The sequence below is a fragment of the Faecalibacterium sp. AF27-11BH genome (assembly GCF_003603005.1).
Taxonomy (GTDB): domain Bacteria; phylum Bacillota; class Clostridia; order Oscillospirales; family Ruminococcaceae; genus Faecalibacterium; species Faecalibacterium taiwanense.
Genome location: NZ_QVGS01000001.1, coordinates 90,948 through 110,528, shown reverse-complemented (window position 1 = coordinate 110,528; position 19,581 = coordinate 90,948). Strand labels below are relative to the sequence as shown.

Sequence of the window (19,581 nt, the reverse complement as noted above, 5' to 3'; positions counted from 1 at the left end):
AATTTACAGCTCGTAAGCCTTCTTCAATGCTTCGTAAGCTGCATCCTCATTCTCTGCGTGGACCAGCAGGGAAATATCCAAATCGCTGGTGGTGATAAGCAGTACTTCAATGCCGGCCATTGCCAGAGAATTCAGTGCACGGGCAGCTACGCCGCAGCTGGTGACCATTTCTTCACCAAACAGGTTCAGCTTGGAATAACCCACGCTGATCAGCGGAGAAGCCTTGGCATCCTTGTCCAGATTTGCAACGGAAATAGCCTTCATCACCAGCGGAAGATCACTGCTGGAAGCGGTAAAGCTGAAATCAATGGTGGTGCCATGGGGTGCACTCTGGCTGATCATATCTACGACCACACCGTTATCTGCAAAGATCTGCAGGTAACGTGCGAGGCTGTTGCCCTTGAACTCTACATCCTGCACACTGATCATCATGAGGCTCGGCTCAATATTGATCTTCGATACTCCGTACATAAGGATCCTCCGTTCTGCCCGAAAGGCGGGCTTCAACAATACAAAAATATTCAGGTAAGCTGCAAAAACTCCGGGTCGATATTTTCCCGGGCAATGGACTGAATCATTTCCAGGCTGAAATCTGGATACGCCTTCCGTACTCCGTGGGCCTTTGTAAGGGCTTCGGTATAATCGCGGAACAGGTAGGTACGCACATTGGATTTGCCTGCATCATAGTGGGTCACCGTCGGCAGAAGTCTGGGAGAGAGCACGCTGCAACGGACAGTGCCGTCCGGTTCGGTCGTTTTTTCAAGCTGAACCGATAAAATTGCGCCGACCAGCTGATTGGGCTTTTCCTGCGTGCTGATAAAATTGCCCAGAGAATAGGCCGTGAACACCTGCCTGCCGTCTGCTGCAGTCAGCCACTGTGCATTTTGCAGCACATGCGGGTGGGTGCCAATGATCAAGTCTGCACCCCAGTCTGCAAGGTTCTGCGCCAGAGTTCGCTGCGGATCTGCGATGGCATGGCTGTTTTCTACGCCCCAGTGCACACCCACCACCACAAAATCTGCAAGCTGACGTGCCGCTTTTACCTGCTGCTCGATCACATCGGTCTGGCTGGTATAGATCACATTGGCCTGCATGGAGCTGTTCTGCGGGATGCCATTGGTATGCTCTGTGTAGGAAAGATATGCGATCGTTACACCATTGACAGTCTGCAGCGGGACATGACCGTAGTCGCTTTCTCCCTTCCACAAACCGATCGTTACAACATCCTCCGGCATACTGCCCCAGAAGCGCAGGGTAGCGGCAATGCCGGAAGCGCCTTTATCGTAGGTGTGGTTATTGGACAGGCTGAACACCCGCACACCCGCCCGGTAAAGCGCACGGGCGCAATCGCCCGGCGTAGAAAAGCATGGGTAGGAGGATGGCTTCAATTCATCCGTGCAGAGCGTTTCCTGATTGATCCAGTTCACATCATGCTGTGCATAAAAAGGCGCAATATGTTCGTAACAGTAATCGAAACTGTAAGCTTCCTCTCCGGAAGCGCGGCGCTGCGCCTGCTTATAAATGGGAGCGTGGATCAGATTATCTCCTGTTGCAGAAAAGCGGACAGTCTGAACCAGCGGCTGCGGTTCCGGCTCTGGCGCAGGCTCTGCTTCTTCCGGCTGTGATACAGTGGCAGAACCTGCAGAAGAGCTTTCCGTGCTCACCGGTTCTGCCGTCGGTATGCTTTCCTGCAGAAAGAACTTTGGCAGCAATGGCAGGCAGAACAGAAATACGATCAGCATCGCTCCGGCTGTCCAGAAAGCCTGCCTTTTGGCGCGGCGTTTTGCAGTCGGTCTGCGCCGGTGCTGTTGCGGGGATTGTTTGTTCATCCGCGTCCACATCCTTCCACCATGTTTCTGCCAAAAGCAGAGCAATCAGGCTTTTTAAAGTGCAGCGATCATATCACCCATATTGTACAGGCCCGGCTCCTTTTTTGCAAGGTAAACTGCTGCATTCACAGCGCCGTTTGCAAAAATATTGCGAGAGTAAGCGGTGTGCTTGAGAGTGATCACCTCGTCCGGGCCGCAGAACAGCACTTCGTGATCACCCACGATGCTGCCGCCGCGCACGGAACTGATACCAATTTCCTTCGGGTCGCGCTTTTGACGGACAGAAGAACGATCATACACATAGTGATATTCGCCATTATTCTGCTCGTTGATGGCATCGGCCAGCATCAGAGCGGTGCCGCTAGGTGCATCCAGCTTGTTGTGGTGGTGCTGCTCCACGATCTCAACATCGTAGTTCACACCCAGAATAGCCGAAGCGCGCTTGCACAGCTCCGACAGCACATTGATGCCCATGGACATATTAGCGCTCTTGAACACCGGCACCGTGCGGGATAGCTGCACCACCTTGAGCTGCAGCTCTTCCGAAAGGCCGGTGGTGCACACCACGATGGGCAGCTTGTGAGCTTCACAGTAGGGCAGAGCCTTTTCCACAGCGGCCGGAGAGCTGAAATCGATGATCACATCGCCCTTTCCGTCCAGCTTTTCCAGGCTGTCATACACAGGGATGCCGTTCTGTTCGCCATCCTTCAGGTCGATGCCTGCGATCACGCGGCAGTCCTCGCGCTGTGCGATCATATCACACAGCACATGGCCCATGCGGCCGCCGATGCCCTGAATCACAATATCCGTCATAATTTTTATCCTTTCCTGCCCGTTTTGCATATCGGCATATCGCAAAATGCCCGGACAGAGCGCTCCGCCGGGCATTTTGCAGCCAAAAACTTATTCTGTAATAAGACCCTCTGCACGCAGAGCCTTTTCAATCTGCTCCTTGTGGGCCTCGCTCGGCTCTACCAGAGGCAGACGGCACTCGCCAGCTTCCCAGCCCAGCACATTCATGGCGTACTTCACCGGGATGGGATTCACTTCACAGAACAGCGCATCAGCCAGCGGCAGCATTTCCAGCTGCAGCTCACGGGCCTTTGCGGTATCGCCGTCAAAGAATGCCTTGCAGCAGTTGTGCACCAGCTCCGGCTTGACATTGGACACGACGCTGATCACGCCCTTGCCGCCCAGAGCCAGCAGGGGAACCACCTGATCGTCGTTGCCGGAATAAATGTTCAGCTCGTCGCCGCACAGCTGTGCGATCTTGGCTACCTGAGAGATGTTGCCGGAAGCTTCCTTGATGCCGTTGATCAGAGGATGCTTGCTCAGTTCCAGAGCAGTCTCCGGGGCAATGTTCAGGCCGGTGCGGGAAGGCACGTTGTACATGATCACCGGGATGCCTCCGGCCTCAGCCATGGCGGTAAAGTGAGCAACCAGACCAGCCTGCGTGGTCTTGTTGTAATAGGGAGTCACCATCAGCAGAGCGTCTGCGCCGCATTCGGCAGACTTTGCGGCCAGTGCGCAGCCGTGGTCGGTATCGTTGGAGCCAGCGCCTGCAATGACGGGCACGCGGTGGTTGACAACATCCACCGTATACTTGATGGCGGCAAGCTGCTCCTCATCGGTCATAGTAGAGCACTCGCCGGTGGTGCCGCAGATGATGATGGCATCGGTATGGTGCACGATCTGATCCTCAATAATGCGGCCCAGCTCGTCAAAGTTGATGCTTCCGTCCTCGTACATCGGGGTGATAATGGCAACACCCGCGCCGGTAAAGACAGGATTCTTCATAGCCTAAAACTCCTTTGTATGCGCTTTTGCGCAAAATATACTTAGTCGAAATAGCCCTTTGCGGCCAGCAGCTCTGCCAGCAGAACGCCGCCGCCTGCAGCACCGCGCAGGGTGTTGTGGCTCATGCAGGCAAACTTGTAATCAAACAGGGTGTCCTCGCGCAGGCGGCCGATGCACACAGCCATGCCGTTCTCGGTGTTGCGGTCCAGCTTGGGCTGCGGACGATCCGGCTCGGTGAAGTAATGCAGGAACTGCTTGGGTGCGCTGGGCAGGTCAAGCTCCTGTGCGGGGCCGCGGAAGTTTGCCCATGCCTCCAAAATCTGCTCCTTGGTGGGCTTCTTCTCAAAGCTTACAAACACGGCAGCGGTGTGGCCGTCGGAGACAGGCACGCGGAAGCACTGTGCGGTGATCACCGGCTTTTCGGCGTTCACGATATGGTCGCCCTCAATGTGGCCCCACAGCTTGAGCGGCTCGCGCTCGCTCTTTTCTTCCTCGCCGCCGATGTAGGGAATCACGTTGTCCACGATCTCGGGCATACGGTCAAAGGTCTTACCTGCACCGGAAATGGCCTGATAGGTGCACACCAGAGCCTTGCTGACACCAAAATCCTTCATCAACGGGTGCAGGGCGGGAACATAGCTCTGCAGGCTGCAGTTGGACTTGACGGCAATAAAGCCGCGCTTGGTGCCCAGACGCTTGCGCTGTGCGGGGATGATCTCGATGTGGTCGGCGTTGATCTCGGGCACCACCATGGGCACATCCGGGGTAAAGCGGTTTGCACTGTTGTTGGACACCACCGGGCACTCAGCCTTTGCATAGGCCTCTTCCAGAGCCTTGATCTCATCCTTGGGCATGTTGACTGCACAGAAGATAAAATCCACCTGAGAAGCAACCTCTTCCACCTTGGATGCATCCAAAACTACCATCTTCTTGACACTTTCCGGCATGGGGGAGGTCATGGCCCAGCGGGGACCGACAGCTTCCTCATAGGTCTTGCCGGCGCTGCGGCCGGATGCAGCCAGAACGGTCAGCTTGAACCAGGGGTGATTTTCCAGCAGCGTCACAAAACGCTGACCGACCATACCAGTCGCACCTACGATACCCACTTTATACTGTTTTTCCATTTCCAGCACCTTTCCTTTCGTGAAAGCGAACTCAATAAATATTTCTATTACATAGATTCACGGCTTGCAAACCGGACAGCGATGCAATATAATAGATACTGTTTATACAGATTTTATGATATCATTGATACGGTGTCCGTGTCAATCATCGGAAAGGCAAATTGCACGCTATGTTAAAAAAAGATTTTTGGTATGATTTACCCAAAGAACTCATTGCACAGGAGCCGGCTGACCCCAGAGACTCTGCACGGCTGATGGTGCTGAGCCAGAAAGACGACAGCATCCAGCACAAGATCTTCCACGATCTACCGGAATTTTTAGAGCCGGGCGACCTGCTGGTGGTAAACAATTCCAAGGTCCTGCCTGCCCGCATCGTGGGCGTCAAGCAGCCCACCGGTGCTGTGTGTGAGCTGCTTTTGCTGCGTCAGGTCAAAGGCGACCAGTGGGAGTGCCTTGCAAAGCCTGGCAAGCGGATGCAGCCCGGCACGAAGGTGAGCTTTGGTGACGGCAGCCTGACCGCCGTGGTGGACGAGACCATGGAGGACGGCAACAAGTACGTTACATTCTATTACGATACCGAGACCCTTTATGAAAAGCTGGACGAATTTGGCAAAATGCCTCTGCCGCCCTATATCACCAAGCAGCTGGAGGATCAGAGCCAGTACCAGACCGTCTATGCCAAGGAGCTTGGCAGCGCCGCAGCGCCCACGGCTGGCCTGCACTTCACCCCGGAACTGATGGATACCATCCGCGCCAAGGGCGTGAACATTGCTGAAGTGACCCTGCATGTGGGTCTGGGCACCTTCCGCCCTGTACAGGAGGACGAGATCGCGGATCACAAAATGCACAGCGAATGGTACTGCATCGACGAAAAAACGGCGCAGATGATCCGCGATACCAAGGCTGCCGGTCACCGTGTGATCGCAGTGGGCACTACCAGCTGCCGCACGCTGGAAGCCGTTGCCGCAAAGTACGGCGAAATCCGCGCCTGCAGCGGCAACACTTCTATCTTCCTGTATCCAGGCGTGAAGTTCAACTGCATCGACGGCCTGATCACCAACTTCCACCTGCCGGAAAGCACCCTTATCATGCTGGTGTCGGCCCTGTATGGCTACGAGAAGACCATGGCAGCCTATAAGGTGGCTGTGGAGGAACGTTATAGATTCTTCTCTTTTGGCGATGCGATGCTGATTCTTTGATTATTTTTCCCGCTATTCTGTTGTTGATGAGCCTGATCCCGGGCTTTTTCATGAAGATCGCACGGCTGTTTTCCGTGCACAGAAAGGAACAAAAACTATGCCTTCTTTGACGACCTATAAGCTGCTCAAGCAGGAACACGACGCCCGGCGGGGCGAGTTCAAGACCGTGCACGGCACGGTGCAGACGCCCGCTTTTCAGAACGTGGCTACCGCCGGTGCCATCAAGGGCGGGTTGTCTGCTCAGGACCTGAAAGACATTGGCGCACAGGTCATGCTGTGCAACACCTACCACCTGCATCTGCGCCCCGGCGACAAGCTGGTAGCCGATATGGGCGGTCTGCACAAATTTACCCGCTGGAACGGCCCCATTCTGACCGACAGCGGTGGATTTCAGGTATTCAGTCTGGCAAAGCTGCGCAAGATCACCGAAGAGGGCGTGACTTTTGCCTCCCATCTGGACGGCCACCGCATCTTTATGGGACCGGAAGAGAGCATGCAGATCCAGGCAAACCTTGGCTCTACCATCGCCATGGCCTTTGACGAGTGCGTAGAGAACCCCGCACAGCACGATTATTCCAAGGCCAGCTGCGAACGAACGACCCGTTGGCTGAAACGCTGTAAGATTGAAATGGCCCGCCTGAAGCACGAGGGCATTTCCGTGAATCCCGATCAGCTGCTGTTTGGCATCAATCAGGGCTGTACCTTTGCGGATCTGCGTGTGGAGCACATGAAGCAGATCGCAGACCTCGATCTGGACGGTTACGCCATCGGCGGTCTGGCTGTGGGCGAACCCACCGAGGTGATGTATGAAATGATCAGTCAGGTGGAGCCCCACATGCCCAAGGATAAGATCCGCTACCTGATGGGCGTTGGCACCCCCGGCAATATCATTGAGGCAGTTTCCCGCGGCGTAGATCTGTTTGACTGCGTGATGCCCAGCCGTAATGCACGCCACGGCCACTTGAACACCTGGAGCGGTATCATCAACATCAAGAATGCAAAGTATGAGCGCGATGAACGCCCTATTGATCCTGCCTGTGGCTGTCCGGTCTGCCGCAGCTATTCCCGTGCCTATATCCGCCACCTGTTCAAAGCGGAGGAGATTTTGGGAATGCGCCTTGCCGTCATGCACAACCTGTGGTTCTATAACCATTTGATGGAGCGTATCCGGGATGAGCTGGATGCAGGCACCTTCACGGCTTTCCACGATAAATATGTAAAGCTTCTGGATACCCGAATTTGAGAATAAGTCTTGCAACAGGTCGTTTAAAAAGGTATAATAAGCTTATCTGAATTTTGAGAGGAGATTTTGCCCCATGCAATTTCTGACTACCACTTCCGAAGGCTACATCAGCCTGTTCTTCACACTGGCTCTGATGCTGGTTCTGCTGTACTTCATGATCTATCGTCCCCAGAAGAAGCAGGAGAAGAAGGATGCCGCAATGCGCAGCAGCCTGGAGATCGGCGATCAGGTCACCACCATTGGCGGTGTCATTGGCCGTGTTGTTGCAATCAAGGACGATACCTTTGTTCTGGAGACCGGTGCTGACCGTGTGAAGATCCGCTTCACCAAGACTGCAATTTCCGCTGTTGAAAAGCTGAACATGGACAAGGCTGACAAGAAGTAAGCTTTTTCTTCAAACAATTAAGAGCATATCAAACGCGTCTTCCTGCATAGATTACTGGCAGGGAGGCGCGTTTTTATGTCTGAGAAAAAACTTTTCCCGGCGGAACTCCGGGTTCTTCTGCTGGCGGGGGCAGTCGGCGTTATGGTCACAGCGGGCGGGCTGGCCGCAATGGCAGCGCTGATGACAGCACAGGGTTATTCTGGTGCCGCCGCACCGCCGCTGGCAACAGCAGCCGTTGGTGCAGGGAGCCTTTGCAGCGGTTGGATCGCTGCATTTTGCAAAAAGGAACGCGGCCTGCTGTGCGGGCTTGTACAGGGCCTGTTTTATGCGGCATTGCTCGTGGTGCTCAGCGTTCCTTCCGGTACGCTTACGGAAGAGCCGCCGCTGCTGCGGTTTGCTGTGCTGATCCTGTGCGGCAGTATTGGCGGATTGCTGGGCATGGTGACCCGGGAGAAAAAGCGCCGCAGCTGAACAAATAAAACAAGGAGGTTCGATCATGTGGGTCTATCAGCAAACAGGAACGCCAGCGCACTTGCCAGAAGCCGCGCAGCAGCTTCCCACAGGTGAAGCTGCGCTTCTGCCGCAGCCGCAGAAAACACTGCCGCCAGAACGATCCGCACCGGAAGTGCCTTCACCGCTGCAGAGACATCACACGGAAACCCGGCAGAAAACCTGCTGGCTGCTCGTCTGTGCCTTTCTGATCGGCTCTGGCTCAGCTGGCGTGCTTCTGGCTTTCTGCGAAAAGCAGCAGCCGGACTGGCTGCAATATTACCTGCAAAGCTGGCGCGGCCTGTTTGCTGCTGCAGATGCACATACTGCGGCCAGCCTTTTCGGAATGGAATATCTTACGCTGGCTGCGGCCGCGACCCTTCTGTTCCTGATGGGCTTTTCCGTACTGGGGCCGGTTTTGATCTTTTTGTTTACGATGTTCTATGGGCTGGGAAACGGGACGCTGTTTGTGCAGTTGCTTTCCGACACGGCACTGAAAAGAGAAACGTGGCTTCTGCTGCTTGCATTTCTGCCTGCGGCAGCTGCTTCTGCAGGGCTGTGCACGCTCGGCACAGATTCTCTGCGGGTGAGCAGCCAGATCCGCGTCTGTTCCTTTTTTGCAGCAGGGCCTGACCGGGAGATCGTCCGGCCACATGGATTCATCCGGCAGTATCTGCTGACGCTGACGTTATTTGTGCCGCTGTGCGGCATTTCTGCAGCGCTTGCAAGCATTGGAAGCAGGCTTTGAGCAAGGGCTTTTCTTGCGGGTTTGCTTGTTATATGCTACAATAGAGAATAATAAAGCCAAGACAATGTAACAGGAGCTTTTTTGATGAAGGAACCAAAACTGAAAACTGTATATGTGTGTTCCAACTGCGGCGAGACAAGCCCCCGCTGGATGGGCCGCTGCCCAAGCTGCGGCAGCTGGAACACGATGAACGAGGACGTTGTAGCGGAAGCCCCCAAAGCAGGTACTGCCGCAGCCAAACAGGCGGCAGCCGCCCGCCCGGAAGGGGTGACCACCCTGACCGCAAAACGCCTTTCTGAGATCAGCATGACCGAAGAAAAAAGCCGTATTCTGACCGGCATTTCGGAGCTGGACCGTGTACTTGGCGGCGGCATTGTGCTGGGCGGCGTTGTGCTTTTGAGCGGTGAGCCGGGTGTGGGCAAATCTACTATGCTTCTGCAGCTGTGCGGTGCCATTTCCAACCAGCACAGCGTTTTGTATATCACTGGCGAGGAATCGGTGCGGCAGGTCAAGCTGCGCGCTGCCCGGCTGAAAGTGCCGCAGGATAACATTTTTCTGGCAGCGGAGAATGATGTGGACGAGATCTGCGGCCTGATCGAAAAAGAAAAGCCGGATCTCGTGGTCATCGACTCCATCCAGACGATGCGCTGCATGGATATCTCGTCCTCCGCCGGTACGGTAAGTCAGGTCAAGGAAAGTGCGGCCCGCCTGCTGGCCGTGGCCAAAAAGCAGGAGATCCCCATGTTCATTGTGGGCCATGTGAACAAGGACGGTGCCATTGCAGGCCCCAAAGTCATGGAGCATATCGTGGATACGGTACTTTACTTTGAGGGCGATAAAATGCTGCCGTACCGCATCCTGCGTGCGGCCAAGAACCGTTATGGCTCTACCAATGAGCTGGGCATGTTTGATATGACGGGGCAGGGCCTTGCTGAGATCGAAAACCCTTCACAGATGCTGCTGGAAGGCCGTCCTCTTGGCGTTTCCGGCAACTGTGTGGCCTGTACCATGGAGGGCAGCCGTCCCATTTTGAGCGAAATTCAGGCCCTTGCAACCAAAACCAATTTTCCAGCACCGCGCCGTGCCTGCAGCGGCTACGACTACAACCGCATGAATCTGCTGATCGCTGTGCTGGAAAAGCGTGCAGGGTATTTCTTTGGAAACCTGGATGTATATATCAACATCGTGGGCGGCATTGCGCTGCGTGATACTGCCTGTGATCTTTCTGTCTGCTTGAGTATGGTCTCCTCGCTGCTGGACAGGCCCGTCAGCGATAAGCTGATCGCCATTGGCGAGGTCGGCCTTGGCGGTGAAGTGCGCAGCGTACCCAATCTGGAACAGCGCCTGCATGAGGCAGAGCGTATCGGCTTTGAACGTGCGGTGATCCCGAAGCACAGCCTGAATCATCTGAGCCCGGCAGATTATCCTGGAATGCAGCTGATCGGCGCGGCTTATATCACCGATGCGATCAATGCCCTGAAATCTGACCGCTTATAAGAGGAAAAACAATGTCGATCTATCTGGACGAGAAAAATCCCGGCAAGCACAAGCCCTTCGATGATGCTGCGCCGGACATTGTAGAATACGTCCGCTATCTGGAAGTGATCGCGGGCAAAAGCGCAAACACGGCGTTCAGCTACTACTGTGATCTGCGCGGATTCAGCCGTTTTATGAAGCGCCGCCGTGGGCTTGTGCCCGAAGACAGCGAGATGAAGGATATCGACCCCAAAGGGCTGGACACCGCATTCTGGGCCTCCGTAACAAAGGAGGATATCTACGAATATCTGTACTTTTTAAACCGCGAGTGCGGCAACAAAAAGTCTTCAACGGCCCGGCGGCTGGCAAGCCTGCACGGCTTTTATGATTACCTGGTCAATCAGGTCAACCGGCTGGATGCTGATCCGACTGCGGCCATCCACCCACCCAAACAGGATAAGGTACTGCCCAAATATCTGACGGCGGAGCAGTCCATGGAGTTATTGGAAAGCACGCAGACCCAAAGCGATTTTCCGGAGCGGGATTATTGCATGGTGACGCTGTTTTTGAACTGTGGAATGCGTCTGGCAGAGCTTGTCGGCATGAATCTGGACGACATTGATTTGGAAAACCGCCAGATACGCCTGTTTGGCAAGGGCCACAAGGAGCGCATGGTTTATCTGAATGATGCCTGCATGGAAGCATTGCGGCTGTATCTGGGCAAACGCAATACGATGGAGGGGCTTCTGCCGCAGGAAAAGGCGGTCTTTATTACCCGACGGCGCAAAGAGCGTATCTCGAACCGCAGGGTAGAACAGCTAGTGACCGGTGCAATGAAAGCGGCCGGATTAAAAGGCTTTTCCACACATAAGCTGCGCCACACTGCCGCAACTCTGATGTATCAGACAGGCAATGTGGACATCCTTACACTCAAGCAGCTTTTGGGCCACAGCAACGTGTCTACCACACAAATTTATACGCACCTACAGGAATTTCAGGTGCGCGCGGCTATTGAAGAAAACCCGCTGGGCAAGGTCAAAAAGCCCAAAGCATCTTCTCACATCTTGGATACAACAGAAAAGGAAAAAGGGGAGACAGCAGAGGATTCAGCTCTGGATGAGGAACTTTCGTCTGTGCCCATGAAAGCCTTTGAGGGTGCGGCTCAGGATGGCATCGGGCTGGATGCTTCCGTGCTTGCAATGAAGCCTGATGCGAACGCTGGAAACGGAAATTCCTGAACCACATAAGAATACCCATAAAATGAAACGATACCGTCTGTGACGCGTCCAAGGTGCGGACATGTCATCGGCGGTATTTTTATAGATATATTTATATAAATAATGGAATGATAAGCTGTGATCTGGCCAGCGATTTGAAATCGCACGAGCAAATGGTCGTGCGCAGAAAAATAAAAAGATTAGAATGACCACAGAACTTATATCAACATAAAAAGAGAATCTGGAAAAATAAAATGCAAGCGCGCATGGCAGCGGCAGACTGTGCAGCTTTTGTAATTTGTAAGTCCATAAAAAGATTGTAGCACCAAAATACTAATGAGACACAAAAATATAAAAAACGCAAAAGTTGAATCATACGGTATTACAGATGGCTGCAGATCCGCAGGTCGCGGAAAAGGCCAGATTCAGGAAAATAGAGATTTTTCGCTTCCCTGCATTTCGCATAACGTGCATTATACGAAAATTATACACTCAAAAAAATAAGACCGCCCTTCTCTTCTGGTTATGAGTTCAGCGGTCTTAAAATACCGATAGCTGTATGGTGTTGGGTTCAGAATGTTATCGCTTCTTCTCCCTTGGTGATGCTATGCTGATACTTTTTAATTTAAAGTGAACCCGGCAAGCTGCTCGGCCTGCGGCTGTGTGCCAAAGTATGCACAGATCGCTTCGTAATAAACGCGGGCTGTTTTTTTACAACCTTCTTCGCTGCCGAACTGTGCAACATCTGCTTCATTCGTTACAAAGCATTGCTCTGCCAGCACTGCCGGACAATTTACATCTTCCAGCAACGTAAAGCTTCGCTCTGCACGCACCTCGGTGTGGGTACTTTCCACAAGTTGCTTCTGATCGTTTTCCAGATAATAAATGTATCGGACTCCCCCGCGCCCACGCAGAGATGCTCCTGCAGCCTGCATTCCTTTGGCAAGCAGCTGCGCAAAGTAAAAGCTTTCCTGATGCCAAGTCCGGCCCGGCACTGCCGGATAGCACTCAAAGCCGGATGCAGTGGAGCCATTTGCAGCTGAGTTGCCGTGGATGGAAAGCAGCAGCTGCGGTGCCTGTTCGTCCGCTCTGGCGGCACGCTGGGCGGGTGTAGTGGTTTCATCAAAGCTGTCACGGGTCTGCAGCGGAATAAAATTAGAGTCCTGCTGCAGCAGCCGGATCAGTTCCGAGGCGGTTGCTGCGGTCATATCTTTTTCTTCGATCACTCCCCTTGCACCCGGGTCTGCTCCACCGTGCCCGGCATCGATCACCACGCGGTAAGGAGGATCACCGACCTGCGGACGGAATTCTTCACCGGCGATGCTTTCCGCTGGCTGAGCTGTCTGCAGAGTCAGCGCTGCATGCCAGAGTGAGCTGCCAAACCAGATGCCCACTGCGCAAAAAAGCAGAATGACCGTATTTTTGAGCACATGAGAAGTCTGTTTTCGTCTTTTTGAGTGCGCGGCATTGGAATATCGTTTTGCCATTTTGGCTTACATCCTTATATTAGCATTCTTTATAGAATACGATCCTGCTCTGCAAATTCCTTCAATGTGAGAAAAAGCTACCCGAAAAATCCTTCGGATAGCTTTTTCTTTATTTCAGCTCTACCACGGTCACGCCGCTTTCACCCTCGCCATAACGGCCCAGACGGAAGCTTTTGACCATGCGGTTGCCGCGCAGATGCTTGTGGATAGCTGTGCGCAGCGCACCGGTTCCATTGCCGTGGATCAGATAAACCACTGTCTGTCCGTTCAGGATGGCACGGTCGATAAAGGAATCCACCTCCGGCAGCGCTTCGTCCACCGTCAGGCCCAGCAGATTGCATTCCATCTTGGCGGAACGCTGTACCCTCTCTACCCTGCCGTTCGGGCGGTTGGCATCGCCGGTCAGGCGGGAATAGCGCTGCTGTGCTTTAGTCTGCGGTTTCTTTTCCTTGACCAGCTTTTCCGGCTGTTTCAAGCCCTTGAGCGGAACTTTGGTCTTGATGATGCCTGCACGCACCAGAACGTCGCCGTTTTTATCCGGCAGGGCCAATACGGTGGCCAGCTGGTTCAGCTCTGCAATGCAGACCTCCTGCCCTACCTTGACCTCTTTCAGCGGCACAAATTCCTTGACGGGGTTATGCACAGCCTCGGAGCCGATAAACAGCTTTTCCGATTCTTTTTTGGCGATCTCGCGGGCGCGCTGAGCTTTCTGCTGGGTGCTCATGCGCTCGTCCTTCTGCAGCTGACGCAGTTCGTCGGTCAGGGCGTAAGCCTGACTTTCCACCTGCTGTGCCAGCGCACGAGCCTTGGCACGGGCAGCTTCCAGTTCATTTTCGCCCTGACGGATCAGCTCATCACGCTTTTTCTGCGCGGCTTCCAGCTGGTGGGAAGCTTCATTTTTCAGCTCTTCCACCTCGTTCTGGCTTTCCTTCAGCTGCAGCTTCAGATCATCCAGCTGTCCCAGAACGGCATCCAGACGCTTATCCTCTGCGGAAAGATGCTGCTGTGCCGCTTCGATCACGCGCTCCGGGATGCCCAGCTTTTCGCTGATGAGGAACGCATTGGATTTGCCCGGCACGCCGACGCTCAGCTTATAGGTCGGGCGCAGCGTTTCCAGATCAAACTCACAGCTGGCATTGACAACGCCCTTGGTTTCCAGAGCAAACACCTTCAGCTCAGCGTAGTGAGTGGTGGCCATCAGCAGCACGCCGCGGCGGCGCAGCTCTTCAATGATGGCCACAGCCAGCGCAGCACCTTCGGCGGGGTCGGTACCGGCACCAAGCTCGTCCAGCAGCACCAGTGTGTGCGGCATGGCAAGCTCCAGAATGCCGGTGATCTTTTTCATATGACCGGAGAAGGTGGAAAGGCTCTGCTCAATGCTCTGTTCATCGCCGATATCCACCAGAAATTCGTCAAATACGCAGATCTCGCTGCGCTCGTCAGCCGGGATCAGGAAGCCACACTGCGCCATGGCGCACAGCAGGCCCGCTGTTTTCAAGGTGACGGTTTTGCCACCGGTGTTCGGGCCGGTGATGATCAGCGAATCGTAATCCCTGCCCAGAGCAATATCCACAGGCACGCACTTTTTAGGATCGATCAGCGGGTGGCGCGCACGGATCAGCGAGAAGGAATCGTCGGTGCGGACAGCAGGCTTGAATGCCTTGAGATCCAAAGCCAGCCGTGCCTTTGCCAGCAGAACATCGATCTCCAGCATAGCCTTGTAGCTGTACTGGAACTGCGGCTCAATGGCGGCCACCTGTGCGGTAAAGGCCACCAGAATGCGCTCGATCTCCTGCGCTTCCTGCGCACGGTACTGCAAAATGCGGGCATTGGCTTCCACAACGGCCTGCGGCTCCACAAAGACGGTGGCTCCGGTAGACGAAACATCATGAATAATGCCGCTCACCTCACCGCGGTATTCGCTCTTGACCGGCACAACATACCGGCCATTGCGCATGGAAACCACGCTTTCCTGTAGATACTTGGAGGTATCCATATTGCGGACCATGCTCTCCAGACGGTCACGGATGCTGTTCTCCGTTGCGCGGATCTTTTTGCGCAGATCGTTCAGGGTATAAGAGGCCGTGTCTGCCATGGCATCCGGTGCCAGAATGGCGCTGGAGATCTGCTGTTCCAGGCCCGGCTGCGGTGCCAGCGCATAGAACAGATCGTCTGTAGGCAGAGCGTCGTGCTCCGAAGCACCATACCAGCTTGAAAGATTCTGAAAATTGCGCAGTGCACCAGCCACCATCAACAGCTCGCCCATTGAAAGTACGCCGCCTTTTACGGCGCGGGCCGCCAGCTGACTGACATTCTCCACGCCGCCAAAGCGCGGGGAGCCGTTTTTGATCAGCAGGGTGTTGATGGCATCGGTCTGTTCCAGCGCATAGCGCACCTCGTCCGGGTCGCACTGCGGCTGAGTGGCAAGCAGCATTTCGCGCGCTTCCTTGCACACGCAGCCCTCTGCGGCACGGGCGATGATCTTATCCAGTTCCAGAGTTTTTAAGTAACTTGTTTCCATAGGTTCCCTTTATGCTCAGGGCAGCAGGGTCTTTAAAAAGTCATAGCTTTTCAAAGGCTTGTCCATGTGGGTCAGTGCATAGCGCTCTGCCACTGCGGAAAGCTTTTCCAGACTGCCCACAGAAATTTTGAATGCAAATATTTTTTTGTCGTCCACAAGGCAGATGTGCCGCAGCGCATACAGTGCGCCCTGATCAAGGTTGCAGGTTTTTCCTGCTTTTGCGGCGCAGTCTGCACAGAGCAGATGACCTTCCTGCACATCCAGATAGAACGCAGCACCATCATAGGCGCTGCAATCGCGGCAGCACACGATCTGTGGCATAAAGCCGCACTCGCTCATGGTGCGCAGTTCAAACACGGCCTTGATCACCCGCAGATCCGTTTTGCTCTCGCTGATCATATAGAAACAGTTGAGCAGCAGCCGAAGCTCCCGCTGTGCCTCCTGCCCGGTGGGCGAAAGGGTCATTGCCATTTCAGCCATATACATGGCAAGGCTCATGCCCTCAATGCTGGACGAGATGCCGTGAAAGACATTTTTCACTTCTGCTTCCCGCACAGTGTACATGTTGCGGCCCGGCACCAGTGTGAACTCGGAGTAGCAGAACAGCCCGCACGCGCTGAACAGCTTGCTCTTCAGCCGCAGGCTGCTCTGCGCTGCTGCCGAGATCACGCCCAGTTCCGGTGTCAGGATCGTCAGAATGCGGTCCGATTCCTTATAGCGGGTCTCCTTCAGCACCAGACCCGTGGTTACAAAGGCTTCCATTTTCTTGGTCCTCTGCCGGGGTTTCTTCCGGCCGCTGTTGTTTATAATCGAGATAACGAAGAATGTTTCCCGTGCAGGCAAACGCCTGCCAGCTTGCTTGTGCATCCATTTGCAGCACCTCTTCCCTGTTACGGATAGTGTCAGGTTTATTTTAACCGTTCATCCAAGGGAATTCTGTCCTGCTTTGGCAAGTGTCAGCGGTTATTGGTGTTCTGCTTGAAGCCAAAGTTGTTCAGCAGGAACTCGTTATCGCGCCAATCGGATTTTACCTTTACCCAGCACTGCAGATTGACGCGGCAGCCCAAAAACTCTTCGCAGTCTGCACGGGCAGCACTGGCAATTTTTTTCAGCATTGCACCGCCTTTTCCAATGACCATGCCCTTGTGGCTTTCGCGCTCGCAGTAGATATTTACATCAATATCGATCAGGTCGGTACCCGGGCGCTCTTTGAAGCGCTCCACCACAACAGCAATGCCATGGGGGATCTCGTCGCGCATGAACAGCAGGGCCTTTTCACGGATGACCTCCGCCACAAGCTCCTTTTCCGGCATATCCGTGTAGGCATCATCATCAAAATAATGCGGGCCTTCCACAGCATAGCGGCTCAAAGCATCGAACAGCACTTCGCAGCCGTCGTTATCACGGACGCTGATGGTGTAGATATCGTCGAATACACCCAATGCCTTCAGCTCTTCTTTGCGGGCTTCCAGATCAGCAGGCTCCTTGACAAGGTCGGTCTTGTTGATGACTGCAATTGCCGGGCCGCCGCTGCTGCGCAGCATATCCACCAGCACCATTTCCGATTCATTCAGTGCGCCGTAAGGCTCAAACAGCATCATGGAAACATCCACATCTGCAATGGAATCGCTGGCAGTCTTATCCATCCGTTTACCCAGTTTGTTGCGTGCCTTGTGCACACCGGGTGTATCCAGCAGCACATACTGCAACGGCCCGCGGGTGATCACGCCGGTAATGCGGGTACGGGTGGTCTGCGGCTTGGAAGTGACGATGGCTACCTTTTCGCCAACCAGAAGGTTGGTCAGACTGGATTTGCCAACATTGGGACGGCCAATGACAGCCACAAAAACGGAAGAAGTATCATAATGCCCCTGAATGGGTGTAGCGTTACTCAAAATCTAGCTCCTGTCTGTATTGTGCGGCAACCGCACGGTGAATCAATTACTCGGTATAGCTTACGGTGCGCGGCAGGCCCAGCTGCAGCAGAACAGCTTCCTCTTTCTCACGCATCCGCATGGCTTCCAGACCACCATTTTCGTGGTCGTAGCCCAGCAGGTGCAGCATGGAGTGCACCGTCAGGAACGCCACCTCACGCTGCAGCGGATGGCCGTAGAGGTTTGCCTGCTCCTGTGCACGCTCCATACTGATGACGATGTCACCCAGCATTTTGCAGCCGTTGTTCTCGTCAACATCATATTTGCCGTCTACACCCAGAGGGAAGCTCAGCACGTCGGTGGGCATGGGCTTGTTTCGGTACTGGTTGTTCAGCTCAGCAATGGCGGCGTTATCCACAAAGGTCACGCTGATCTCTGCAGGAGCTTCAAAATGCTCATACTCCAGCACGGCATTACAGGCACGGCGGATGAGAATGCGCAGACCGGAAGGAACCTTGACGGCCTTCTGTGAATTGGTGATCAAAACTTTATTGGACATAAATCAGTCCACTCCTTTCTGTTTTTGATGGCTTTATATGAATTCTGGTGATTTTATTTTTCAGGGTGTGCAGCCTTTTCGTAAGCCTTGATAATTTCCTGCACTAGACGGTGGCGCACAACATCTTTCTCAGTAAAATAGCACTGTGCAATCCCATTTACATTTTTAAGCACGTGCAGTGCATCCACAAGACCGCTGCGGGTGCGTTCCGGCAGATCGATCTGGGTCACATCACCGGTAACCACCACCTTGGAGCCGACACCCATACGTGTGAGGAACATTTTCATCTGCTCCGGTGTGGTGTTCTGTGCCTCATCCAGAATGATAAAGGAATCATCCAGCGTGCGTCCGCGCATATAGGCAAGCGGTGCAACCTCAATGATCTGCTTTTCCACAAGGCGCTCGTAAGTTTCGGCACCCAGCATATCAAACAGGCCGTCATACAGCGGGCGCAGATAAGGGTCTACCTTCTGCTGCAGATCACCGGGCAGAAAGCCCAGTTTTTCACCTGCTTCCACTGCCGGGCGGGTGAGCACGATGCGGGAAACATCCTTGGCTTTAAAAGCCTTTACCGCCATGGCAACGGCCAGATAGGTCTTGCCGGTACCCGCCGGGCCAACGCCAAAGGTGATGGCATTGGTGCGGATGGCATTGAGATATTCCTTCTGGCCCAGTGTTTTGGGCCGGATCGGCCGTCCCTTGACCGTTACGGTAACAAAATCTTCGGTCAGTTCCTTGACCCGCTTTTCTGCTCCGTCGTGCGCCAGACTGATGCAGTAACGCACGGTCTGGTCTTCCAGCGGTGTATGATTCTCGATCAGAAGCAGCATTCCCTCCACAGCGCGGCTGGCCGCGGCAACATTGGCCGGTTCGCCTGAAAGCCGCAGCTGCGTGCCCCGGCAGACCGCCGTAACAGAAAATTCGTTCTCCAGCAGACGGATGTTCCGGTCGCAGTTGCCAAAAACAGCTGCGGCGACCTCTACACTATCCAGTTCAATATTCTTTTCTGCCATGTGCTCCTCCTGAAAGGATATATTTTAATGCTTCTATTGTACCACCAAAATCTCGAGAAGAAAACTGTGAAAAGTACACAAAATATTTTCATCCGTTCCATCGGTTTTTTCATACGCCAAGGCAGCTGCCCCTGCAAAGCGTCAGCGGCAAAAAAGAAAATGCAGGAGCAGGAATGCATCCTGTACGAATGATCTTGTCAAGACCTTTTGTGCCACAACCACAGAGAAAAACAAAACATATCTTTGGCCAAAAAGACAATAGCAAACTTCTCCCCTGCGTGCTACAATAGCAAGCGTTGTGCGGCTTGCACCCGGCCGGCCGCTCCGGAATGCTGAAATCAAAGGAGAAGGAACCATGGAACAACTTTTTCTGATGCCCGGTGAAGAACGCTGCGAACGCTTCAAGGATGGCAACGGTATTCCGAGAGTTCACTACTCCTATCGCTCGATGCACGGTGCATTCTTCGACTGCGAGAGCCGCAGTTTGGAGGAAGCCCAGCGCCTGTGTGAGGACTGGCTGGTAGGTCAGGATCGCTGCTACCGCAACTGAAATGAAAAATAGAAACCTCCGCTTCCCTGTCGGTACTGCCGCCGGGAAGCGGAGGTTTTTGCTTTTTACA

19 protein-coding genes are annotated in these 19,581 nt (G+C 54.1%); 8 read left to right on the top strand and 11 right to left on the bottom strand.

Going from position 1 to position 19,581, the window contains the following annotated elements:
• Positions 1 to 3: 3 nt before the first annotated feature.
• From DWY76_RS00550 to asd, 5 genes are all read right to left on the bottom strand, one after another.
• Entirely contained in the window at positions 4 to 471 is a 468-nt protein-coding gene (locus tag DWY76_RS00550) for an ACT domain-containing protein (RefSeq protein WP_097775498.1), read from the bottom strand.
• A 50-nt stretch (positions 472 to 521) separates the two neighbouring features.
• On the bottom strand, positions 522 to 1,742 hold the full coding sequence (locus DWY76_RS00545) for a CapA family protein (RefSeq protein WP_243111869.1): 1,221 nt from the start codon (positions 1,740 to 1,742) through the stop codon (positions 522 to 524).
• A 141-nt stretch (positions 1,743 to 1,883) separates the two neighbouring features.
• Entirely contained in the window at positions 1,884 to 2,642 is a 759-nt protein-coding gene (gene dapB / locus DWY76_RS00540; protein ID WP_044953691.1) for a 4-hydroxy-tetrahydrodipicolinate reductase, read from the bottom strand.
• 90 nt (positions 2,643 to 2,732) lie between these two features.
• Positions 2,733 to 3,626, bottom strand: coding sequence for a 4-hydroxy-tetrahydrodipicolinate synthase (dapA, locus tag DWY76_RS00535; RefSeq protein ID WP_005942076.1), 894 nt, complete (start codon positions 3,624 to 3,626; stop codon positions 2,733 to 2,735).
• A 41-nt stretch (positions 3,627 to 3,667) separates the two neighbouring features.
• Positions 3,668 to 4,750, bottom strand: a complete 1,083-nt coding sequence (gene asd, locus DWY76_RS00530) for an aspartate-semialdehyde dehydrogenase (RefSeq protein WP_005942078.1) — start codon at positions 4,748 to 4,750, stop codon at positions 3,668 to 3,670.
• A 170-nt stretch (positions 4,751 to 4,920) separates the two neighbouring features.
• Between asd and queA the strand changes: the two genes are divergently transcribed.
• The 7 genes from queA to DWY76_RS00495 all read left to right on the top strand — a co-directional run bounded on the left by queA (position 4,921) and on the right by DWY76_RS00495 (position 11,528).
• Positions 4,921 to 5,949 (top strand): tRNA preQ1(34) S-adenosylmethionine ribosyltransferase-isomerase QueA, encoded by a 1,029-nt coding sequence (gene queA / locus DWY76_RS00525; protein ID WP_005942082.1) that lies wholly within the window; start codon positions 4,921 to 4,923, stop codon positions 5,947 to 5,949.
• Positions 5,950 to 6,046: 97 nt separating this feature from the next.
• Entirely contained in the window at positions 6,047 to 7,192 is a 1,146-nt protein-coding gene (gene tgt / locus DWY76_RS00520) for a tRNA guanosine(34) transglycosylase Tgt (RefSeq protein ID WP_120079268.1), read from the top strand.
• 73 nt (positions 7,193 to 7,265) lie between these two features.
• Positions 7,266 to 7,577 (top strand): preprotein translocase subunit YajC, encoded by a 312-nt coding sequence (yajC, locus tag DWY76_RS00515; RefSeq protein WP_005942086.1) that lies wholly within the window; start codon positions 7,266 to 7,268, stop codon positions 7,575 to 7,577.
• Positions 7,578 to 7,652: 75 nt separating this feature from the next.
• A complete protein-coding gene (locus DWY76_RS00510) occupies positions 7,653 to 8,048 on the top strand; it encodes a TIGR04086 family membrane protein (RefSeq protein ID WP_005942088.1) in 396 nt (131 codons plus the stop codon).
• Between the two features lie 25 nt (positions 8,049 to 8,073).
• A complete protein-coding gene (locus DWY76_RS00505; protein ID WP_133300772.1) occupies positions 8,074 to 8,814 on the top strand; it encodes a hypothetical protein in 741 nt (246 codons plus the stop codon).
• Between the two features lie 84 nt (positions 8,815 to 8,898).
• Complete coding sequence (radA, locus tag DWY76_RS00500) at positions 8,899 to 10,311, top strand: DNA repair protein RadA (RefSeq protein WP_082210849.1); 1,413 nt, start codon at positions 8,899 to 8,901, stop codon at positions 10,309 to 10,311.
• Between the two features lie 11 nt (positions 10,312 to 10,322).
• Positions 10,323 to 11,528, top strand: a complete 1,206-nt coding sequence (locus tag DWY76_RS00495; RefSeq protein ID WP_120079264.1) for a tyrosine-type recombinase/integrase — start codon at positions 10,323 to 10,325, stop codon at positions 11,526 to 11,528.
• Between the two features lie 599 nt (positions 11,529 to 12,127).
• On the opposite strand, the gene DWY76_RS00490 is transcribed toward DWY76_RS00495, so the two are convergent.
• The 6 genes from DWY76_RS00490 to DWY76_RS00465 all read right to left on the bottom strand — a co-directional run bounded on the left by DWY76_RS00490 (position 12,128) and on the right by DWY76_RS00465 (position 18,961).
• Positions 12,128 to 12,994: an N-acetylmuramoyl-L-alanine amidase gene (locus DWY76_RS00490; RefSeq protein WP_243111868.1), complete on the bottom strand. Its 867-nt coding sequence runs from the start codon at positions 12,992 to 12,994 to the stop codon at positions 12,128 to 12,130.
• A gap of 109 nt (positions 12,995 to 13,103) precedes the next feature.
• Positions 13,104 to 15,515, bottom strand: a complete 2,412-nt coding sequence (locus DWY76_RS00485; RefSeq protein WP_120079262.1) for an endonuclease MutS2 — start codon at positions 15,513 to 15,515, stop codon at positions 13,104 to 13,106.
• Positions 15,516 to 15,530: 15 nt separating this feature from the next.
• Entirely contained in the window at positions 15,531 to 16,277 is a 747-nt protein-coding gene (gene recO, locus DWY76_RS00480; RefSeq protein WP_044953693.1) for a DNA repair protein RecO, read from the bottom strand.
• 194 nt (positions 16,278 to 16,471) lie between these two features.
• Entirely contained in the window at positions 16,472 to 17,410 is a 939-nt protein-coding gene (era, locus tag DWY76_RS00475) for a GTPase Era (RefSeq protein WP_154255692.1), read from the bottom strand.
• Positions 17,411 to 17,456: 46 nt separating this feature from the next.
• Complete coding sequence (gene ybeY, locus DWY76_RS00470; RefSeq protein ID WP_097775507.1) at positions 17,457 to 17,948, bottom strand: rRNA maturation RNase YbeY; 492 nt, start codon at positions 17,946 to 17,948, stop codon at positions 17,457 to 17,459.
• Positions 17,949 to 18,001: 53 nt separating this feature from the next.
• Positions 18,002 to 18,961, bottom strand: a complete 960-nt coding sequence (locus tag DWY76_RS00465; protein ID WP_005942102.1) for a PhoH family protein — start codon at positions 18,959 to 18,961, stop codon at positions 18,002 to 18,004.
• Positions 18,962 to 19,316: 355 nt separating this feature from the next.
• Here DWY76_RS00465 and DWY76_RS00460 point away from each other — a divergent pair, with 355 nt between their 5' ends.
• Positions 19,317 to 19,511, top strand: coding sequence for a DUF3873 family protein (locus DWY76_RS00460; RefSeq protein ID WP_005942104.1), 195 nt, complete (start codon positions 19,317 to 19,319; stop codon positions 19,509 to 19,511).
• Positions 19,512 to 19,581: the final 70 nt, after the last annotated feature.